This window comes from Microvirga sp. TS319 (assembly GCF_041276405.1).
Classification (GTDB): domain Bacteria; phylum Pseudomonadota; class Alphaproteobacteria; order Rhizobiales; family Beijerinckiaceae; genus Microvirga.
The window spans coordinates 512,989-533,387 of the sequence record NZ_JBGGGT010000002.1 but is presented as its reverse complement, the minus strand read 5'-3'; the positions used below and the strand labels follow the sequence as shown (position 1 = coordinate 533,387).

Below are 20,399 nucleotides of genomic sequence, written 5' to 3'. Positions count from 1 at the left end.
ATCAAAAGAGCGTCTCGTGAGGATGAGCGACATGCTCCTGGAAGATGGCCCCGGTGGCAGCCTCGACCTCCTTGAGCACGACATCGTAGCCCCAGAGATTGGCGATCATCTGGAGAACGCGCTGCGCATCGTCCTTATCCAAAAGGGTGCGGTGAAGAACGTGATGATGAAGGATGAGACGCCTGTCGCCCGCAAGGTCGACATCCACGACCTGAATGTCGGGATCGCTCCACCCGACATCGTACTGACGCGAGAGCGAGCGGCGCAGACGCCGATAGCCGCGCTCGTCGTGAATGGCCTCGATGATGAGCTCCGGACGGTCCGGGTCATCCAGCAGATGGAACAGGCGCCACTGGCGCATCAAATGCGGGCTCAGGAACTGCGAGATGAAGCTCTCGTCCCGGTAATTCGCCCACACATCGCGCAGGACTCCCATGGTGTCGTCGCAGCCCGCGATGTCCGAAAACCACTCCCGGTCCTCGGCGGTCGGGCGTGTGCAGATACGCTCGATGTCCTGCATCATCCCGAAGCCGAGAGCGTAAGGATTGATCCCGCCATAATACGGATCGTCATATTCCGGCTGGCGGGTGACGTTCGTATGGGATTGCAGGAATTCGAGGAAAGCGCCGTCGCTGATCTGCCGTGTCTCGTGGAGCCGGGTCATGATGCGGTAGTGGCAGTAGGTGGCGCACCCCTCGTTCATGACCTTGGTTTGGCGCTGAGGGTAGAAGTACTGAGCGATCTGACGGACGATCCGCAGGATCTCGCGCTGCCAAGGCTGAAGGCGAGGCGCGGACTTCTCGAGAAAATACAGGATATTCTCCTGCGGCAGTTCGAGAAGCGCGCGGCGGCGGTCGTCGCTCAAGGCGGGCTTCGGCGCGCCCCCCTTCGTCGGAACCGTGCGCCAGAGATCGTTGAACGTTTGCTCCTGATGGATCTGTCGCTCGCGCTCGCGGCGCTCCTCGGAGCGAAGGTCCGGACGCTTCTTGCGCGGATAACGATGAACGCCGTGCGACATCAGCGCATGGGCGGCATCGAGGATTCTTTCCACCGCGGCTTGTCCGTGACGCTCCTCGCATCGGGCGATGTAGCTCTTGGCGAACTCCAGATAATCCAGGATGCCGTCCGCGTCCGTCCACTCCTTGAAGAGATAATTGTTCTTGAAGAAGTGATTATGCCCGAAGGCCGCATGCGCGATCACCAGCGTCTGCATCGTCGCCGTGTTCTCCTCCATGATGTAGGAGATACAAGGGTTCGAGTTGATGACGATCTCGTAGGCCAGGCCCATGAGCCCTTGCCGGTAGCCGGCCTCATGCGTGGCGAAGCGCTTGCCGAAGGACCAATGCTTGTAGAACAGCGGCATGCCGATCGAGGCATAGGCGTCGAGCATCTGCTCGGCCGTGATCACCTCGATCTGATTGGGATAGACGTCGATCCCCAGTTCGCCGACCGCGATCCTCTCAATGGCGTCATAGACGCGCTGGATCGAGCCGAAATCCCAGTCGGAGCCATGAAACAGCAAGGTGTCTTCTTCGATCAGGCTCATGGGGCCCTCGCCTCAACATCGCGGCGCCGGAAAAGTTCGCGGAAAACGGGATAGATCTCGCGGCGGTGATTGACCTTGCGCATGGCAATGTTGGCGCCCTCCTCCTGCAGAGTTTCATAGGTCTGCCACAAGGCCGTCTTGTGATTGATGAAGCCCGCCTGCATCCGGTCGTGGTCGCTGCCGACTTCGAGATAAGCGTAGTACTGGCACGCGGGCAGGATGACATCTCTCAGCAGGGCCGCGCTGGTCGCGCCGTCATTGGGAGAATTGTCCCCATCCGACGCCTGAGCCGCATAGATGTTCCAGTTCTCCGGCGGGTAGCGTTCGGCCACGACCCGCTGCATTTCGCGCAAGGCCGAGGAGACCACCGTGCCGCCCGTCTCCGGGCTGTGGAAGAATGTTTCCTCGTCCACCTCCTTCGCCTCGTGGGTGTGACGGATGAAAACGATCTCCACGTGCTTGTAGCGCCGGGTCAGAAAAATATAGAGCAGCATGTAGAACCGCTTGGCCAGATCCTTCATGTGCTCGGTCATGGAGCCGGACACGTCCATGAGACAGAACATGACAGCCTGAGCCACGGGCCGGGAGACCGGCTCGAAGCGGCGGTAACGCAGGTCGAATGGGTCGATATAGGGGAACCGCCGCGATCTCAGCTGGAGTTTCTCCAGCTTCAGGCGCAGTTCGAGAAGCTCCTCGGTCTCCCCCTGCTTTTCGAGACGCGCGATCTCCTCCTCGAGCTTCGCAAGTTCGCTGGGCTTTGGCCGCCGCATGGCGATCCGGCGGGAGAGCGCGTTGCGCATAGAGCGCAGCAAGGCAAGGTTGACCGGAGATCCGGTGACGGAATAGCCGGCCCGCCGCATTCCCTGCACCTCGACCGTCGCGAGGCGCCGTTTGGCGAGGTCCGGCAATTCCAGATCCTCGAGGAAGAGATCGAGAAACTCCTCGCGGCTCAGGGCGAAGCGGAAATCATCCTCTCCTTCGCCGCTGTTGCCCGCCGATGATCCTCCGCCGCCTCCGCCTGGAGGCCGGTCGATGGTATCGCCCTCCACGAAACGCTTGTTGCCAGGCAGGATGTGGTCATGAACCCCGCCCTCACCCGAGCGGCGGAAGCTGGGCTCACGCACACCATCGGCTGGAATCGAGACCTCCCCGCCCCTTTCGAGATCGGTAATGTCACGGTCGCCGGCCGTCTGGCGCACGGCCCGCTGGATCTGCGCTTTGGCGCGGCGGAGAAAGCGTTGGCGATTGGCAAGGCTCTTACCGCCTGGATTGAGGCGTCTGTCGATGATGTACATAGGAACGCCTGCTCCGCCTCCGATTTCTGTCAGCCCGCCTGCTTCACACGCATGTACCACTCCACCAAGCGCCGCACCTGCCGTTCGGTATAGCCACGCTCCATCATGCGCTCCACGAACTCGCCGTGCTTCTTCTCGGTCTCGCTGTCTTTCTTCGAGCCGAAACTGATGACCGGCAGGAGTTCCTCGACTTGCGAGAACATGCGCCGTTCGATGACGTCGCGGATCTTCTCGTAGCTCGTCCAGGAAGGATTGCGCCCGTTGTTGCTGGCCCGCGCCCGCAGGGAGAACTTCACCACTTCATTACGGAAATCCTTCGGGTTTGCGATCCCGGCCGGCTTCTCGATCTTGGTGAGTTCCTGGTTGAGGAGTTCACGATTGAGGAGCTGACCCGTATCCGGATCCTTGAAATCCTGATCCTCGATCCAGGCATCCGCGTAGGCGACGTAGCGGTCGAAGAGATTCTGGCCGTAGTCGTGATAGGATTCCAGATAGGCCTTCTGGATTTCGTGGCCGATGAAGTCGGCATAGCGGGGCGCCAGCTCGCCCTTGATGAACTCGAGATAGCGCCGCTCCACGTCCTGAGGGAGCTGCTCGCGACGAAGCGACTGTTCGAGGACATACATGAGGTGGACCGGATCGGCGGCAATCTCGATGGTGTCGTGATTGAAGGTCGCTGCCAAGACCTTGAAAGCGAAGCGGGTGGAAATCCCGTCCATTCCCTCGTCGACGCCGGCGGCGTCCTTGTATTCCTGCAAGCTGCGGGCTCTCGGATCGACCTCGCGCAGGCTCTCGCCGTCGTAGACCCGCATCTTGGAGTAGAAGTTCGAGTTCTCATGAGGCCGCAGCCGAGACAGAACCGAGAACCTTGCCAGCATTTCGAGCGTGGCGGGAGCGCATGGCGCATCCGCGAGTTCGGAGCCCCGGATCAGCTTCTCGTAGATCTTCTGCTCCTCGGCGACACGCAGGCAGTACGGCACCTTGATCACATAAATGCGATCGATGAAGGCCTCGTTGTTCTTGTTCGATTTGAAGCTCTGCCACTCCGCCTCGTTGGAATGCGCCAGGATCATACCGGTAAACGGAATGGAGCCGATATTCTCAGTCCCGACATAGTTTCCTTCCTGCGTAGCCGTCAGGAGAGGATGAAGCATCTTGATCGGCGCCTTGAACATCTCGACGAACTCGAGGATGCCCTGGTTGGCGCGGTTGAGGCCGCCGGAATAGCTGTAGGCGTCGGGATCGGCCTGAGAGAGGGTCTCGAGCTTGCGGATATCGACCTTCCCGACGAGGGAGGAAATATCCTGATTGTTCTCGTCGCCCGGCTCGGTTTTCGCGATCGCAATCTGGCGGAGGCGCGACGGATTGACCTTCACCACGCGGAATTTCGAGATGTCCCCTCGAAATTCGTCGAGCCGCTTGATGGCCCAGGGACTCAACAGGTTGGTCAGGCGCCGGCTCGGAATTCCATAACGCTCTTCGAGAACCGCACCCATCTGCTCTGGATCGAACAGCGCGAGCGGACTTTCGAAAACCGGGCTGATCTCGTCGCCGGCCTTGAGCACGTAGATCGGATGCACCTCCATGAGTGCCTTGAGGCGCTCTGCAAGAGAAGACTTACCTCCGCCGACGGGACCGAGGAGATAAAGGATCTGCTTGCGTTCCTCCAACCCTTGAGCCGCGTGCCGAAAGAAGCTCACGATCATCTCGATCGTTTCTTCCATGCCGTAGAATTCGGAGAAGGCGGGATAAACGCGGATCGTTCGGTTCATGAAAATGCGGCCGAGGCGCGCATCCTTCGACGTGTCCACGAGCTCAGGCTCGCCGATCGCCGCCAGGATGCGCTCCGGAGCACTGGCATACATCATGGGATTGTCGCGGCACCCTTCCAGGTATTCCGTGAGGGACAGCTCCGCCTCGCGGCGGTTTTCGTAGGACTTCAGGAAACTCGAGAACAGGTCGTCGGAATGATGCATGGCGCCACCGAATTCAGATCCCTCTCAGAGATAACGATTCTGCACCGCTAAGGTTGCCCAGACCGGACGGCGCGGGGATGCGTCACAACGTGCCTATGGCAGCTTCCCCTCTTCGCTAGCAGCTTGCGCGCTATGATCACGTTGCTCGGATCTGCAAGGGAGCGTTCGTGACGATAGCAAGCCGTCTTTCCCAACCAGCCTCGCGGATTGATGATGCCACGGCAAGTTAAAGTTTTTCTCAACCACCGAATCTCGATGTGCCGCTTTGCCGCCCAATCCAAACCAACGGTGTCCGCTCGGCATAAGAATCCCTCTCCATATGGAGGTAGATCGCGAGGCTGCAAATACTAGAAGCACCCGCGCAATTTTCGATGTTATAGTGAAACAAGACACCAAGTCTAGCGCCGTGACGACGCAGGAGCGGATGAGAATTCAAGCAGCCTCATTGACGCCAGTCGCACCTAACCTATCGTTTGCTGCTGCAGAAGATTGCGGTCGGTCGCGCTGCCGCCCTTCTCTGGCTCATCCCAGCAACGGAGCTTCCCGTGATCAAGGCCTTCGGTTATGCCGCCCAGGACGCATCGACGCCGCTTGCCCCCTTCGGCTTCGAGCGGCGAGAGCCGCGGGAGCGCGACGTCCAGATCGACATTCTCTATTGCGGCGTCTGCCACTCCGATCTCCACACGGTTCGTGACGAATGGGGCGGCACGCTCTATCCCAGCCTACCGGGCCACGAGATCGTCGGCCGGGTCGCAAGGGTCGGGAGCGGAGTTCAGAAGTTCAAGGTGGGCGATCTCGTCGGAGTCGGCTGCATGGTCGATTCCTGCCGCACCTGCAGCAGCTGCCGCGAGGGGCTGGAGCAATACTGCGAGGTCGGCTTCACGGGCACGTACAACGGGCCGGAGCAGGATACCGGTGCCAATACCTATGGCGGCTACTCCGACGTCATCGTGGTCGACGAGAGCTTCGTCCTGCGCATTCCCGATGGGCTCGACCCTGCGGCCACCGCTCCTCTACTGTGCGCCGGGATCACCACCTATTCCCCCTTGCGCCGCTGGCGCGTTCGCGCCGGACAGAAGGTCGGGATCGTCGGGCTGGGCGGCCTTGGCCATATGGCCGTCAAGCTCGCACGCGCCATGGGCGCGCATGTGGTGCTCTTCACTACTTCTCCCAACAAGCGGGAGGACGCCCTCGCGCTCGGCGCGCATGAGGTCGTCGTGTCCAGAGACAAGGAGGCCATGGCGGCCCAGCGCAACAGCTTCGACTTCATCCTCGATACGGTCGCGGCGCCGCACGACCTGGACACCTATCTCGTGCTCCTGGCCCGCGATGGCGCCATGGTGCTGGTCGGAGCTCCCGCCGAGCCGCACCCGGCCACCACGGTGTTCAACCTTATCATGAAGCGTCGCCAGCTTGCCGGCTCGCTGATCGGCGGCATCGCGGAAACGCAGGAGATGCTCGATTTCTGCGCCCAGCATGGGATCGTCTCGGAGATCGAGATGATCCCGGTCCAGGCCATCAACGAAGCCTACGAGCGCATGCTCAGGAGCGACGTCAAGTATCGCTTCGTCATCGACATGGCCTCGTTGAAGCGGAAGGCCGCGGCGTAACCCACGCGGCGCTCGGGCGGATCCTATGTTGGTATATGGCGATGTGGAATGCATCGGGACGGTTCGCGACAGGCAAAAGGCCATCGGAATCCTTCTCGACCGAGTGAACGCATTGCCGCCCGGGAGCGAACGGCACGCGGCCCTGATCGCCGCCTTCATCGGCGCGAGCGAGCTGATCCGGGCCATCATCGATGCGGACTTCCAGGCGCATGGGTTCGACACTCCTTCCCCGGCCCATGTCAATGGCATGGAATGCCTGTCGCTCCTGGCGCAAACCGTCGTGCGATCCTGGCAGAGCGGCTTCTCGCAGGCCGCGCTGCCGGACGCGTTTCGAGGCAGGCTGCTGAGCTTCGATCCCACCCTGACGATCAGGACCAAGCAGGCCGAAGGCTACGCATTCTATGCCTTGTATCCGGAAAGCTATGTGGAGGCCGCCACCCGCTCCGGCCTCGGACCCGAAACGCGGGTTATCGGCATTCGCAGCATCGGCGCCGGCTTGGCGGCTCTCGTTGCGGAAGCGCTCGGGGCGCGCCCTCCTTTCACCGTGCGCCCCGTCGGGCATCCGTTTCAGCGGGAGATCACTGTCGATCCATCATTCGCCGACACGCTGACGCAGGAGAAGGGCACGGCCGTCGCCGTCGTCGACGAAGGGCCCGGCCTGTCGGGCAGCTCCTTCGGGGCGGTTGCGGACTGGCTGGAATCGATCGGCATATCTCGCGATCGCATCCATTTCTTTCCGAGCCATACCGGTGCGCTTGGTCTGAAGGCCAGCCTTCATCATCGCGAACGCTGGAATGGAGCATCGCGGCATTTCGTCAGCATGGACGAGCTTCTATGCGGTTCGGCGGATCGGCTGAGGAGCTGGGTTGAAACCGTGGTGGGTCCCCTGACGGGGGAGCTGGAGGATGTTTCAGGCGGAGCGTGGCGGACGCTGCGATATTCGGATCGCACATCCTGGCCGGCGGCGAATATTCAGCAGGAGCGAAGAAAATTCCTGGCTCGCACAAAAGGCTCAACCTGGCTGGTCAAATTTGCCGGCCTCGGCGAAAGCGGCGTGAAAAAACATGCAAGGGCCCTACAGCTTCACCAAGCAGGCTTCACGCCGGAGATCGCCGGCTATTGCCATGGCTTCCTCATCGAGCGCTGGCACGGCGATGCACCATCGCTCGACCAGCACTCCATGGACCCGTCCCGGCTTGTGACCCGGATCGGGACGTATCTCGGTTTTCGGGCCCGGACTTGTCCCGTCCGGACGCACGACGGCGCCTCTCTCGCCGAGCTTCGCACCATGGCGCTCCATAATGCGGAGCAGGCCCTGGGAGAGCCGAGCGCACGGGCTCTGGACCGCGCTCTGCCCGACATCGAGACCCTGTCTGACGCCATGAACCGGGTCTCAACCGATAACCGGATGATGCCCTGGGAGTGGCTCCTGTGCGGAGATCGTGCGATCAAAGCCGATGCGCTCGATCATTGCGCAGCGCACGATCTCGTCGGCTGCCAGGACATCACCTGGGACATTGCCGCGGCTGCTGTCGAGTTCGGCCTGTCGGAGCCCGACACGCGGCATCTTCGCGACATCGTTCAGAGAGAGAGCACCCTTCCGGTGTCCCCTGCGCTGCTCTCGTTCATGCTTCCCTGCTATCTCGCCTTCCAGCTCGGGGCTCACACCATGGCGGCGGACGCGCTGCAACACAGCGACGAAGAAGATCGCCTGCGCCGGGCGGCCAATCGCTATGCCACCCTGCTACAGGCTTTTCTCTGGAGCATCGGATTGGAGCGAAAAACCGGGTCCACTTTTTCGCACGATGCGCCAGCATCCTGACCGGCTCGGCTCCCACGAGGAACAAGACAAGGTTCCTGCCGGTTAAAAAGCCAAGGCGACTGACTCACAACTGCTGGCCTTGGCGGCAAAAGACGGGCAGGCATGCTTTCCGAAACAGGGCGGCTGATCAGGGCCGCGTTCGTAGGATGGTGGAACGATCGCGCCATGAGCCTCGGGGCCTCAATCGCGTTCTTCACCGTCTTCTCCCTCGCCCCCATGCTGCTCGCAGCCATTGCCGTCGCCGGCCTGGCCTTCGGCCGCGAAGCCGCACAGGGCGCCATCGTCTCCGAACTCGGTGGAATGATCGGCGCCAACGAGGCCTCGACCCTGGAAGCCATGATCGCCAGCGCCAGCAATATGGGATCGGGGATCCTCGGCACGGCCATCGGCATCGTCACTTTCCTCCTGCTCGTGTCAGGGGCCGTCATCGAACTGCAGGACGACTTGAACATCATCTGGAAGGCGAAGCCGCCGAGTACGTCCGGCCTTCTCAACTTCCTGCGCACGCGCCTCATCAGCTTCGCCCTCGTCCTGGGCGTCGGATTTCTGCTCCTCGTCTCCCTGGTCATCGATGCCGGATTGTCCGCCATCAGCGACTATATCGAGTCGAGCTTCTCAGGAGCGACGGCGATCCTGCACTTTCTCAACAGCCTCGTCGCCTTTGTCATCGCCGTCCTGCTCTTCGCCATGATCTTCAAGCTCCTGCCGAATGTGGACATCACCTGGAACGACGTCTGGACAGGCTCTCTGGTGACGGCCCTTCTCTTCACGCTCGGCAAATTTCTGATCGGGTACTATCTCGGCAAGAGCAATATCGCATCGAGCTACGGCGCCGCGGCCTCCCTGATCACGATCCTGCTCTGGATCTATTACTCTTCCCTCATCCTGCTCTTCGGCGCGGAATTCACGAAAGCATACGCCGAAAGGCATGGGAGCCAGAGCGCCGGCAAAGGGAACAGCACATGAAAAAGCGAGCCGGTGAACCGGCTCGCTTCCCTGTGCCGCTCGGTCACTCCGCCGCCTGACGAGTCGCAGGCTCGGTCGGAACGTTGCGCATGCCGCCCAAGACCTCCTCGGCGGAGGCTTTGTAGTTCTTCACGGAACTCGTCCACTGACCCCAGACGGTCGGGTCGATCTTGTCGCCGTTCTTGCCCAGGTTCTGCAACCTGCGCTTTTCATCGTCCGTAAGGACCTGTTTCGGCAGCGGCGGCAGCTGCCTGACATCGTCGGCCGTGATGCCCAGCATGTCTCCGACCCGGCTGCCGTAATCGTCGTGGACCATGAACAGGTGCCACACCATGCGCTCCTGCACGTCCCGCTCGCACTGGCCGAGCAGCGTGCCCAGGTTGAGCACCAGATCGTCGCGCTCCCAGTCCATCATGGTGCAGTAGCGCCCGCGTGCGTGGAGATAGTCGTTTGTCCGTTCGATCACGCTGCGGGTCAGGCGTCCGCGGATCTCGGGAGGATTGTTCGGCTCCTCTCGCGGCGACTCGTTCAGGCCGTTGTGAATGGACGGCTCGAAGTTTACATGCGGATTCTGTCCCGGCGCGAGATCCCTCCCGTAGGACATCTGGCCACCGCTCAGGTTCGTGGCGACCCTGGCATTCTTGGCATGGTTCACCGGAAGCTGGAGATAGTTGGTGCCGACGCGATAGCGCTGCGTATCCGAATAGGAGAAGGTACGCCCGACGAGCATCTTGTCGTCCGAGAAGTCGAGACCATCCACGAGCACGCCCGTGCCCATGGCGATCTGCTCGTTCTCGTTGAAATGATCCTGAACGTTGCGGTTGAGCGTCATCACGCCGACATGGCGGAGCGAAAAATCCTTCTCCGGCCAGATCTTGGTGTCGTCCAGGGGATCCCAGTCAAGCTCCGGGTGATCATGGTCTTCCATGATCTGCACATAGACATCCCATTTCGGATACTCGCCACGTTCGATGGCCTGATAAAGATCCTTCGACGCGGAGCCGAGATCCTGGCCCTGCACCTTGGCGGCCTCCTCGGCGGTCAGGCTCGCCAAGCCGCAACGCGGATGGAAATGGTACTTCACCAGCACCGTGTCGCCCTGCGCATTGACCATCTTGTAGGTGTTGACGCCGAAGCCCTCCATGTGGCGGTAGCTCGCCGGAATCCCGCGCGGGCTGAACAGGTGCGTCAGCATGTGCATGGATTCCGGGGTCTGGCTCATGAAGTCGAAGATTCGGTTCGGTTCCTGGCGGAACGTCACCGGATCGGGCTTGAGGGAATGGATGACGTCCGGGAACTTGATGGCGTCGCGGATGAAGAAGACAGCCAGGTTGTTTCCGACGAGGTCCCAGTTTCCATCTTCCGTGTAGAATTTCACCGCGAAGCCGCGCGGATCGCGCGCCACCTCCGAGGAGTCGCGGCCGCCGATCACCGTGGAAAAGCGGATGGCGAGCGGCGTTTTCTTGCCGGCCTGCTGAAACAGCTTGGCCCTGGTGTACTGGGATGCGGGCTCGTCACCGATCTTGCCGGTGGCCTCGAAGTCTCCGTAGCAGACGAAGCCGCGCGCGTGGACCACACGCTCAGGAATGCGCTCGCGATCAAAATGCGTGATCTTTTCAAGAAACTGGTAATTTTCCAACGTTGCCGGACCGCGTGAGCCGACCGTACGCTGCGACTGGTTGTTCGTGATGGGGTGCCCCTGCCGGTTCGTCAAAACCTGATCTGAGCCTTTCGAGGCTGAGGACTTGCCGGATTTGGGGTCTTTGGGGCTGTTGGCCATCTGGTGCTCCCTTCCTGATGCCGCCGACGGTCGGCGCCATTCCAACACTTGACGCCGCGGATTCGCGGCCTGGTTCAGATGCAGCGAAAGGGATTACTTGATGCAGAGGGCACGAAAGGGAATAGACGCGGGAGAATTGAAGCGACCTCCCTCGATCAGTCGAAGATGCGCTCCCCCTGCTCATCGATGATCTGCTTGCCTTTGACGATGGCGAAGGCCACTGCGTCGTCCTTGCTCGGATGGGTCTCGGCACGGACGAAACGATGCTCCTTCACGCCGGCCTCGAAATCCTTCTCGATGATCCCCGCGGTCTGATACTGTCCCTTCGAAGGATATGGTGCGGGCCGGATGCGGAACCCCTTGTACTCCACGGCCTCGGCTGCAACCTCAGGCGTGTCGGAACTGTCGCCTGCCCCGGAAAGGCGGGTCCAGAGATCTTTTAGAAACGAGGCCATGGCGTTACCGGTGCTGAGTTCTGATTCGTTCGAGCCAGGATAGCTCTGGAGAGGTTGTAGGGGGCAAGCCTGTCGCCTGCAACCGCATGTCCCTGATCTCGGAACCGATGGGGCATTCGTGGATGCTCTCGTATCGCCGCTTCGTGCGATCAGCATCCTCTTGGCTGTGCGGATCACCGCCTATCTTTAGGCTTCAGCTCGGCTGAGGCTGTAAGACCCTTTTCACGGCGAAATTCTTCTCACAGGATGTGACATGCGCGCCTGGCTGTTGCCACTCTGCGGGATTCTCGCTTTCTGCGAGACGGCTTTGGCGGCTCCATCCGGCTCCGGAGAAACCGTCGAAGAGGCATTGTGCCGTCTCATCGAGGGCGCGGCACGGCAGCAGGATCTGCCGCGGGACTTCCTGACCAGGCTCATCTGGCAGGAGAGCTCGTTCCGCACGGGCGTGGTAAGCCCCGCCGGCGCCCAGGGCGTGGCGCAGTTCATGCCGGGAACCGCGAAGGATCGCGGCCTGTCGGATCCGTTCGATCCCGAGCAGGCGATCCCCAAGGCCGCCGAGCTGATTGCCGAGCTTTCCGAGCGCTTCGGCAATCTCGGCCTGGCGGCCGCCGCCTATAACGGCGGGCCTGCCCGGGTGTCATCGTGGCTCGAAGGACGCGGGGACCTGCCGGCCGAGACAAGAAACTATGTCGCCTCGATCACGGGGCGCACCGCGGAAGCCTGGGCGGAGGACCTGAAGAAGAGCCTCGACCCGCAGGAAGCGCACAAGAGCGACCCCGAGCCGGAGAGCTGCCGGCAGATCGTTGCGACCCTTCGCCTGCCGGGACGCGGCTATGCCAATGTGATCGAGGCGCCCTTCGCCCCCTGGGGCGTCCAGCTGGCAGGCAATTTTTCGAAAGATCAGGCCCTCTCGACATACCGGCGGGCCAGCATCGCCTATGCGTCCGTGCTGAAGGATACACGACCCATGATCATCGGAACGCGGCTGCGTTATCGGGGGACACGAGCATTCTATCGGGTCCGCGCACCGGCCGAGACCCGCAAGGCCGCGGAGGAGCTCTGTCAGAAGATCCATGCTCTCGGCGGAAGCTGCATCGTCCTGCCGAGCTAGAGCATCGAACGTGGGTTCGATTTCACACCCGATGCCGTAAAGAAAAGGCCCGGAACTTTCGATCCGGGCCTTCTCGAATTACGACCGCCGCTGGGGCCGCAGGGAGCGCGCCAGCTCGCGGATGACATTGTCCTCGATGCTGAGGTTGAGATCGTTGTTCTCCTCATCAGCGACCTCGACGTCGGTCGAAGCGGGCGCGGCCTGCTGCGCCTGGGGCCTGCCTTGCGCAGCGGGGGCTCCCCTCTCGGCAGCCGGCGCGTTCGGAACGAGCTCGACCTCGGCGGCATTCCTCGTCTGCGGCTGCGACGCATAAGAGCGCGAGCCGCTGTAGCGGTTCTCGATCGTGTCGAGAAGGCTGTTGAGGGCCGCATTGGTTAGGGAAACCTCCGGCACCTGCGGCGCGCCGTTCAGCGCGATCGAGCGGTTCTGGTAGGCCGCATCAGACGTGATGTCCGGGCCGAACCAGGACAACGGGCGGAAATCCCGGGCCTCCTCCTCGCTTTCGAACGAGACGGAGATCATGTCGAGCGGACCCGGCGTGACGAAGCGGGCGATCTGAACGTCGCGCGTACCGACGGACAGATGCGTGAGAAGATAGTCGATCTTACCCGGCGTCACATCGAGCAGCGCCTCGGCGTGGGCGCGCGGCACATCCGTGCGCTCCTCGACCGGACCATTCGACCCTGTCTGGACGAGGACGAGGCTTCCCTTGTCGCCGTCCACGATCACGAAAGAACTCCGGTCGGCCTGGTTCGGAAAGTGGCCTTCGGTGATGCGGTTGCCGCCTCTCTCTTTCCGGATCAGTCGCGCAAGAGACGAGGCAATAAGATAACGTCTATAAGCAACCATTTTTAGCTCTCTGATACAAAGCACGATACATTGTCGGGCATTAAAACGCGCTCCAACGACATTCAACAGAATGAAGTTTCAATTCATATCAAGCATGCTCAGCAAGCATGTCTTGACACGCAACAACATTCCGCGAGCGATGAAGCGGGCCCTGGTCCGGCAACTCTCGTGATCGCTTATGATGGCGTTCAGAAGGCAAACTTCAATGGAATTAGAGAAGAAGCGGCCTTTGGAACTGCAAACGAAGTTAATTTCTACCGTAACGCTACTTCATAATACTCGACAGGTGGCGGCGAGGAGGATGCGTGCGTTCCCTCGGACGCGCACATCTTCGAAAGGCTTCATGACGACTTCAACAGACCGCGCTGTGCGAGGTTGCGCATGAAGGCGCTCAAGCCGAAGGTCCATGGCTCGCATTCCGAACTCGGCCGGATCCGGTTGACGAGCGTGCCGAGTTCCGGCGCCGCAATCGTGACCTGATCGCCGCTCTTGTGCGTGAACCCCATGCCGGGCTCGTCCCGATCCTGCGTCGGCGCGAACATGGTGCCGAGAAACAGCACGAACCCGTCCGGATACTGATGGTGCGGACCCAGCGTCTGGGCGACCAGATCGGCCGGATCGCGGCTGATCTTCGTAATGGAGGACGCGCCCTCGAGCCGGAATCCGTCCACGCCTTCCACCGTCAGCGTCACGGTGGTCCGGCGCACGTCGTCGAGCGAGAAGCTTTCGTCGAAGAACCGGACGAACGGGCCCAGCGCACACGAGGCGTTGTTGTCCTTGGCCTTCGACAGCAGCAGGGCGGAGCGGCCCTCGAAATCGCGCAGGTTCACATCGTTGCCCAACGTCGCCCCGACGATCCGGCCCTCGGCCGTGACCACGATCACCACTTCCGGCTCGGGATTGTTCCAGGTCGAGTGCGGGTGCAGGCCGGCATCCATGAACGGCCCGACGGCCGACAGGGTCGGGGCCTTGGTGAACACCTCCGCATCGGGCCCGATGCCGACCTCGAGATACTGGCTCCAGGCGCCCTGCGCGACCAGCACCTGTTTCAGGGCCATGGCCTCGGGCGAGCCCGGCTTAAGCCGGCTGAGATCGTCCCCGACCAGGCGCAGGACCTCGGCCCGGATCGCGGCGGCCGCCCCGGCATCGCCCCGGGCCCGCTCCTCGATGACGCGCTCGAGCATCGACACCGCGAACGTGACGCCGGCGGCCTTGATCACCTGGAGGTCGATCGGCGCCAGCAGCCAGGGCTTTGATCCGTCGCGGTGGTCGGAGGGCGTATTGGCCATGAGCTCGTCGAGGGAGGCGATCCGCTCGCCCGGGGCGCTCTTGAGCGTCCGCGCCGGATCCGCCACGGCGGCGAGGTCGCTCATGGTGGCGCAGGTCGCCGAGATGTCGACCACCGCCTCCTGCCGGATCGCCACGACACAGGGGCCGACACCCGGCCGCCAGACCCGGCCCGCGAGCGCCCCTCGATAGCCGTCAACCGGCAGGATGTCCGCGGCGTCCATAGAAGACAAGCTTTTCACAGGCAGGCGCTCCCTCTGATCGGCAAAGGGCCGCTTCGCCCTTCCTTGGCGGCAAGTATAGCGGGCCGGGCGGCGGAGCCTACGGACAAATAGGCGAATGCCCGGGCAAGGCGCGGTTCGGAACAAAGGCCGTTTGTCTTCCGTTCCGAACCGGAACCTTGTCACCAGAGGAAACCCCGTCATGTCAGACACGCCCAACCCGACGCCGCCGCAACCGGACGTACCGAATCCGGCACCCCAGCCCGTTCACCCGGACCCCGGGCCTGCCGGTATCCCGAGTCCTGGGGAACCTCTGGGAGTCCCTCCCGACACGCCCAGCGAAGCCCCCAGCCCAGGCGAACCCGTCGGCGTTCCGCCATCCAGTCCCCAGGAAATCCCGACTGGGCCATTCGGCTCTTAACGGCGGCCCGGAGATGTGCTTTCTGCGGTCCGCAGTCACAGGAGCCCCTGCCGATGGACATCAGAAGGCCCTCCAACGCGGCCCATCTCGCCTCCCCGTCCTTCCGTCTGGCGGCCTTCGATCAGGATTTCCTGCTGGGAGATTCGATGCGGGGCGTCCGCTTCCAGCTGGAATACGCCAAAGCTGAAGAGAACCTGCGCACCTGGGGGGTGCGCTCCACCATCGTGGTGTTCGGAAGCGCCCGCGTTCGCGAGGACGGGCCGGGACGGCATCCGGATTGGTATGCGCAAGCCCGCGCCTTCGGGGCGATTGCCTCCCGGCGCGGCGGCGCTTTGACCGTGAACGGGGGCGTCCGCGACAACGTCATCGCGACCGGCGGAGGCCCAGGCATCATGGAGGCGGCCAATCGCGGCGCATCCGACGTGGGGGCGCCCTCCATCGGCTTCAACATCACCCTACCGCATGAGCAGGAGCCCAATCCCTATTCGACCCCCGATCTCACCTTCCGATTTCACTACTTCGCCATGCGCAAGATGCACCTGGCGATGCGCGCCAATGCGCTCGTGGTGTTCCCGGGCGGGTTCGGCACCCTGGACGAGCTCTTCGAGATCCTCACCCTCCGCCAGACCGGCAAGGCGCCTCCCCTGCCGATCGTCCTGTTCGACAAGGCTTACTGGCAGTCGGTCGTCAAGTTCGATGCCCTGCTCGAACACGGGATGGTCAGCGCAGACGACCGCAAGCTCGTGAACTTCGCCGAAAACGCCGAGGACATCTGGACGACGCTGGTCGACAAGGGTCTCGTTGTTCCTACTCCCGAAGAGCACCTTAGGTGATTGCCCCCCGACAACAAATCGAGCGGTCGTCGCCCAAACGGAGTTGACAAAATCGGCACACGTCGTATGCAATAAAGTTCATGGGGATTGCGATCTCCCCACGAGGCGACATGCCCAAGCATCGCATCCGCTCTCACTTTTACGGATGCACCATGTCGTCATTCTCCACCATCTCAGTCGAAAAGCTCGCTCGTCTCGTCGGCACTCCCAAATGCCCCGTCCTCATCGACGTCTGCACGGAGGAGGACTTTGCCGCCAATCCGGGCATGATTCCGGGAGCCATATACCGCCCTTACGACAAGGTGTCGGAATGGGCTCCTGAATTCGCCGGCCGATCCGTCGTTGCAATCTGCCAGAAAGGGCTCAAGCTCAGCCACGGCGCAGCGGCTTGGCTCCGTCATGCAGGAGTTGCGGCAGATGCTCTCGAGGGCGGCATGCTCGCTTGGTCACAGGCAGGATTGCCGATGGTGCGAAAGGCAAAGCTGCCCCCCCGCGATCCGCAGGGGCGCACCCTATGGGTCACCCGCTCGCGGCCAAAAATAGACCGCATCGCCTGCCCCTGGCTCATCCGCCGTTTCGTCGATCCCGGTGCGGTGTTTCTGTTCGTTCCACCGTCCGAAGTTCAGGCCGTCGCCGAGCGTTTCGGGGCAACGCCGTTCGATATCGAAGGCGACGGAATCCTCTGGAGCCATCGCGGCGCACTCTGCACCTTCGATGTGATGATCGAGGAGTTCGGCCTCGCGACTGCGCCCTTACGGCGGCTTGCGACGATCATCAGGGCCGCCGATACCGCGCGGCTCGATCTTGCGCCCGAAGCACCGGGCCTGCTTGCAGCTTCACTCGGCCTGTCCCGCATGTTCACGGACGACTTGGCGCAACTCGACGCCGGGCTTCTCCTGTACGATGCCTTCTATCGCTGGTGCCGGGATGCCGTCGATGAAACCCACAACTGGCCGGCGAAGAAGTCGGGAGTCTGACATGGATATGACTTCAACCAATGCGGCCACGCATCCTGATGCTCCGACGCACGGCGTGACATTGCGCGAAGCTCTCCGGGTTTGGGCACGGGTCGCCCTCCTGAGCTTCGGCGGCCCGGCCGGTCAGATCGCGGTCATGCACCGTATCATCGTCGAGGAAAAGCGCTGGGTTTCCGAGAACCGTTTTCTCCACGCCCTGAACTATTGCATGCTTCTGCCCGGTCCCGAGGCCCAGCAGCTCGCGACCTATATCGGTTGGCTCATGCATCGCACGCGCGGCGGCCTCCTCGCGGGAGGATTGTTCATCCTCCCCGGCATCGTCACCATTATGGGTTTGAGCTGGATCTATGCCCTGTTCGGCAACGTCGGATTTGTCTCGGCTCTGTTCTTCGGCCTGAAGGCGGCTGTCATCGCCATCGTCATCGAGGCGGTCGTGCGAATCGGCAAGCGCGCGCTGAAGAACAACATCATGCTCGGGCTCGCGGCGGCGGCGTTCGTTGCAATCTTCTTCGTGGGAATTCCGTTTCCGCTCATCATTCTGACCGCGGGCCTGATCGGCTACGTCGGCGGACAGACCGGCATGGCTCAGTTCCAGGGCGGCGGAGGGCACGGAGCTGCAAAAGCGGGGCTGAGCGATGCGGAGAGCCTGCTTGGCGAGGACGTGCCGGCGCATGCCCGTCCAACCGTAAGGAAGACTTTGCGCGACGCGGCGATCTGGCTGGCCCTGTGGCTCGTTCCTGTCATCGCGCTGCTCGCCGCCTTCGGTCCCGGCGACGTTTTCAGCCAGATCGGCGTGTTCTTCTCGAAGATGGCGATGGTCACCTTCGGGGGTGCCTATGCGGTTCTGGCCTATGTCGCGCAGCAGGCCGTCGAGACCTATGGCTGGCTGAGGCCCGGCGAGATGTTGGACGGGCTCGGCATGGCCGAGACGACACCCGGACCGCTGATCATGGTGCTGCAATTCGTGGGCTTCATGGCCGCGTTCCGCGATCCGGGGATGCTCCATCCACTCGTGGCCGGGACGCTGGGAGGGCTTCTGACCACCTGGGTAACATTTACTCCCTGTTTCCTATGGATCTTTCTCGGAGCGCCCTTCATAGAAGTCATGCGGGGCAACAAGTCACTGAACAGCGCATTGTCGGCGATCACCGCGGCTGTTGTTGGCGTAATCCTCAACCTGGCGATCTGGTTTGCCATTCACACCATTTTTGCCCAGGTACACCCGGTCGCTTGGGGACCTGTCCGGTTCGATGCTCCGCTGCTCTCGAGCGTCAACGTATGGGCTCTTACGCTCTCGGTCGCGGCTGTCATCGCGATGTTCCGTTTCAAGATCGGCATGCTGACCACCCTCGCGGCAACATCGGCGGCGGGCATTGCTCTCTATGGAGCCGGCCTCCTCGCCTGAAAACGCAGCCTTTGGAGGTGAGGGAGAGACATGGTCATGTCTCTCCCGCTCGATGACATCACGTCACGGACGAGATCTGTCCGCCATCCACCCGCAGGATCGAACCCGTCATGAAGGAGGCCTGCTCGCTGGCAAGGAAGACCGCTGCCGCTGCGAACTCCTCGATCGTGCCATAACGGCCCGCCGGGATGCCGGCGCGTGCGGCTGTGGCGACGTCCTCGACAGAACGTCCCGTGCGCTCGGCATTGGCGGCGTCGAGCTGCTTCAGGCGATCCGTCGCAATCCGCCCGGGCGCAATCGCATTGACCGTCACGCCGGAGGAAGCCACCTCGCTCGACAGCGTCTTGCCCCAGCCGACGAGCGCCGGACGAATGGCGTTCGAGATCGCAAGGTTCGGGATCGGCTGGATGACGCCGGACGAAATCACCGAGATGATGCGGCCGAACTTACGCTCGATCATGCCGGGCAAAAGATGATCCGTGATGCGCACGAGGTTGACGAACATGGCGTCGAACGATTGCCGCCATTGATCCGACGAGACGGCCTGCGCCTTGCCGGGGGGCGGACCGCCGCTGTTGAGCACCAGAATGTCGATGCCGCCGAAGGCGTCCGTCACGTCCTTCGCGAGAGCATCGATCTGATCGACCTTGCCCGTATCGCAGACGAAGGGCGCGACGGCGTGGCCGATCCTGTCGGCAGCCGCCTTCGAGCCATCCATGGTGCGGCTCGCGATGGCGACACGGGCGCCTTCCTCCGCCAGGCCTTGAGCGATGCCGAAGCCCAGGCCCTTGCTGGCGCCGAGCACCAGCGCGCGCTTTCCTTCCAATCCTGTCTTCATCCTTGACTCCCTTGTTATTCAGAGCGCTCGATGCGCTGCATCAGCCAGTCGATTTCGGAAATGGTCTCCGGACTCAGCTTCGGGCCGGGTTTGCGCAGCGTGTTGTGAGCGATGATGCCGCGTTTCTTCAGCACATATTTGCGGACAGCGAGGCCCACGCCGGGCTGCGTCTCGTAGCGCACCAGCGGCAGGTGGCGGTCGAACAGGTCGTGCGCTTCCTTGCGCCTGCCCTGCTTGGTCAGGTTGACGACGCCGACCAGCATTTCCGGGTAAGCGTAACCCGTCATGGCGCCGTCGGCACCGCGCTCCATCTCGAAGGGAAGGAACAGGCCGCCGTTTCCGCAGAGAATCGAGACGCGGCGCACCTCGCCCGCATCGCTCGCGCGACGCAGCGTCGTGATCTTATCGAGACCCGGCCAATCCTCGTGCTTGAGCATGACGCAGGAGGGGTTCTGCTCGATAATGCGCATGATCACCTTGGGCGTCATCACCACGTTGGTGGTGAGCGGGTAATCCTGAAGCACGAAAGGCACGTCCGCGCCGATGGCCTCCGCCGCGTCGGCATAATAGGAAACGATCTGGTCATCGGTCCTGAGCGTCGAAGGCGGCGCGATCATGACGCCAGCGGCGCCTGCGTCCATCGCCTTGGCGGACAGGGCCGACATGGCGGCGAAGCCTGCGGCCGAGACGCCGACGATTACCGGAACTCGCCCTGCGACAGCCTTCATGACTTGGCGGACGAAGGCCTGCGACTCGTCGGCGGCGAGCTTTGGCGCTTCCCCCATGATGCCGAGGATCGTGAGACCCGTCGCACCGGCTTCGAGATAGGCCTCGACCATGCGGTCGGTGGAGGCCGTATCGAGCCGTCCATCGCTCTCGAAGGGGGTGGGACAGATGACGTAAACGCCGGCGGCGGAACTCGTGAGCAAGACTTCCTCCCTGGAAGGACAACGAACCCTTCCTTACACGGCCCTGCGGAGCATCTCCAGAGGGCAAGCCCGCTTGCG

17 protein-coding genes are annotated in these 20,399 nt (G+C 62.4%); 8 read left to right on the top strand and 9 right to left on the bottom strand.

The window, feature by feature from the left end; all coding sequences use genetic code 11:
* Nucleotide 1: 1 nt before the first annotated feature.
* Genes AB8841_RS11900 through AB8841_RS11890 form a run of 3 tightly spaced genes read right to left on the bottom strand, consistent with a single transcriptional unit; the run spans nucleotide 2 to nucleotide 4,817 of the window.
* Complete coding sequence (locus AB8841_RS11900; RefSeq protein WP_370436063.1) at nucleotides 2-1,546, bottom strand: SpoVR family protein; 1,545 nt, start codon at nucleotides 1,544-1,546, stop codon at nucleotides 2-4.
* On the bottom strand, nucleotides 1,543-2,841 hold the full coding sequence (locus AB8841_RS11895) for a YeaH/YhbH family protein (protein WP_370436062.1): 1,299 nt from the start codon (nucleotides 2,839-2,841) through the stop codon (nucleotides 1,543-1,545). Before AB8841_RS11895 ends, AB8841_RS11900 begins: the two co-directional genes overlap by 4 nt.
* Nucleotides 2,842-2,870: 29 nt before the next feature.
* Nucleotides 2,871-4,817 (bottom strand): PrkA family serine protein kinase, encoded by a 1,947-nt coding sequence (locus AB8841_RS11890; RefSeq protein WP_370436061.1) that lies wholly within the window; start codon nucleotides 4,815-4,817, stop codon nucleotides 2,871-2,873.
* A 545-nt stretch (nucleotides 4,818-5,362) separates the two neighbouring features.
* Here AB8841_RS11890 and AB8841_RS11885 point away from each other — a divergent pair.
* The 3 genes from AB8841_RS11885 (at nucleotide 5,363) to AB8841_RS11875 (ending at nucleotide 9,215) form a co-directional block, all read left to right on the top strand.
* The gene (locus AB8841_RS11885; protein ID WP_370436060.1) at nucleotides 5,363-6,427 is read left to right on the top strand and encodes an NAD(P)-dependent alcohol dehydrogenase; all 1,065 of its coding nucleotides are present in this window, start codon (nucleotides 5,363-5,365) and stop codon (nucleotides 6,425-6,427) included.
* Nucleotides 6,428-6,452: 25 nt separating this feature from the next.
* Nucleotides 6,453-8,249 carry a hypothetical protein gene (locus AB8841_RS11880; RefSeq protein ID WP_370436059.1) on the top strand — a complete coding sequence of 599 codons (1,797 nt, stop codon included), beginning with the start codon at nucleotides 6,453-6,455 and terminating at the stop codon, nucleotides 8,247-8,249.
* A 102-nt stretch (nucleotides 8,250-8,351) separates the two neighbouring features.
* Complete coding sequence (locus tag AB8841_RS11875) at nucleotides 8,352-9,215, top strand: YihY/virulence factor BrkB family protein (protein ID WP_370436058.1); 864 nt, start codon at nucleotides 8,352-8,354, stop codon at nucleotides 9,213-9,215.
* A gap of 43 nt (nucleotides 9,216-9,258) precedes the next feature.
* On the opposite strand, the gene AB8841_RS11870 is transcribed toward AB8841_RS11875, so the two are convergent.
* On the bottom strand, nucleotides 9,259-10,995 hold the full coding sequence (locus tag AB8841_RS11870; protein WP_370436057.1) for a catalase: 1,737 nt from the start codon (nucleotides 10,993-10,995) through the stop codon (nucleotides 9,259-9,261).
* A 155-nt stretch (nucleotides 10,996-11,150) separates the two neighbouring features.
* Nucleotides 11,151-11,450, bottom strand: a complete 300-nt coding sequence (locus tag AB8841_RS11865; RefSeq protein ID WP_370436056.1) for an HlyU family transcriptional regulator — start codon at nucleotides 11,448-11,450, stop codon at nucleotides 11,151-11,153.
* 253 nt (nucleotides 11,451-11,703) lie between these two features.
* Between AB8841_RS11865 and AB8841_RS11860 the strand changes: the two genes are divergently transcribed.
* Nucleotides 11,704-12,561: a lytic transglycosylase domain-containing protein gene (locus tag AB8841_RS11860; protein WP_370436055.1), complete on the top strand. Its 858-nt coding sequence runs from the start codon at nucleotides 11,704-11,706 to the stop codon at nucleotides 12,559-12,561.
* Between the two features lie 78 nt (nucleotides 12,562-12,639).
* Here AB8841_RS11860 and AB8841_RS11855 read toward each other — a convergent pair whose 3' ends face one another.
* Entirely contained in the window at nucleotides 12,640-13,410 is a 771-nt protein-coding gene (locus AB8841_RS11855) for a hypothetical protein (RefSeq protein ID WP_370436054.1), read from the bottom strand.
* A gap of 30 nt (nucleotides 13,411-13,440) precedes the next feature.
* Here AB8841_RS11855 and AB8841_RS11850 point away from each other — a divergent pair, with 30 nt between their 5' ends.
* Complete coding sequence (locus AB8841_RS11850) at nucleotides 13,441-13,686, top strand: hypothetical protein (RefSeq protein WP_370436053.1); 246 nt, start codon at nucleotides 13,441-13,443, stop codon at nucleotides 13,684-13,686.
* 65 nt (nucleotides 13,687-13,751) lie between these two features.
* On the opposite strand, the gene AB8841_RS11845 is transcribed toward AB8841_RS11850, so the two are convergent.
* Nucleotides 13,752-14,930 (bottom strand): fumarylacetoacetate hydrolase family protein, encoded by a 1,179-nt coding sequence (locus AB8841_RS11845; RefSeq protein WP_370439251.1) that lies wholly within the window; start codon nucleotides 14,928-14,930, stop codon nucleotides 13,752-13,754.
* A gap of 462 nt (nucleotides 14,931-15,392) precedes the next feature.
* Here AB8841_RS11845 and AB8841_RS11840 point away from each other — a divergent pair, with 462 nt between their 5' ends.
* From AB8841_RS11840 to chrA, 3 genes are all read left to right on the top strand, one after another.
* On the top strand, nucleotides 15,393-16,172 hold the full coding sequence (locus AB8841_RS11840) for a TIGR00730 family Rossman fold protein (RefSeq protein ID WP_370436052.1): 780 nt from the start codon (nucleotides 15,393-15,395) through the stop codon (nucleotides 16,170-16,172).
* 152 nt (nucleotides 16,173-16,324) lie between these two features.
* Nucleotides 16,325-17,149 (top strand): chromate resistance protein ChrB domain-containing protein, encoded by an 825-nt coding sequence (locus tag AB8841_RS11835; protein WP_370436051.1) that lies wholly within the window; start codon nucleotides 16,325-16,327, stop codon nucleotides 17,147-17,149.
* A 1-nt stretch (nucleotide 17,150) separates the two neighbouring features.
* Nucleotides 17,151-18,554: a chromate efflux transporter gene (gene chrA / locus AB8841_RS11830; protein ID WP_370436050.1), complete on the top strand. Its 1,404-nt coding sequence runs from the start codon at nucleotides 17,151-17,153 to the stop codon at nucleotides 18,552-18,554.
* Nucleotides 18,555-18,612: 58 nt separating this feature from the next.
* On the opposite strand, the gene AB8841_RS11825 is transcribed toward chrA, so the two are convergent.
* Both AB8841_RS11825 and AB8841_RS11820 read right to left on the bottom strand, forming a co-directional pair.
* Nucleotides 18,613-19,392 (bottom strand): SDR family oxidoreductase, encoded by a 780-nt coding sequence (locus tag AB8841_RS11825; protein WP_370436049.1) that lies wholly within the window; start codon nucleotides 19,390-19,392, stop codon nucleotides 18,613-18,615.
* Nucleotides 19,393-19,406: 14 nt separating this feature from the next.
* Complete coding sequence (locus AB8841_RS11820; RefSeq protein ID WP_370436048.1) at nucleotides 19,407-20,321, bottom strand: dihydrodipicolinate synthase family protein; 915 nt, start codon at nucleotides 20,319-20,321, stop codon at nucleotides 19,407-19,409.
* Nucleotides 20,322-20,399: the final 78 nt, after the last annotated feature.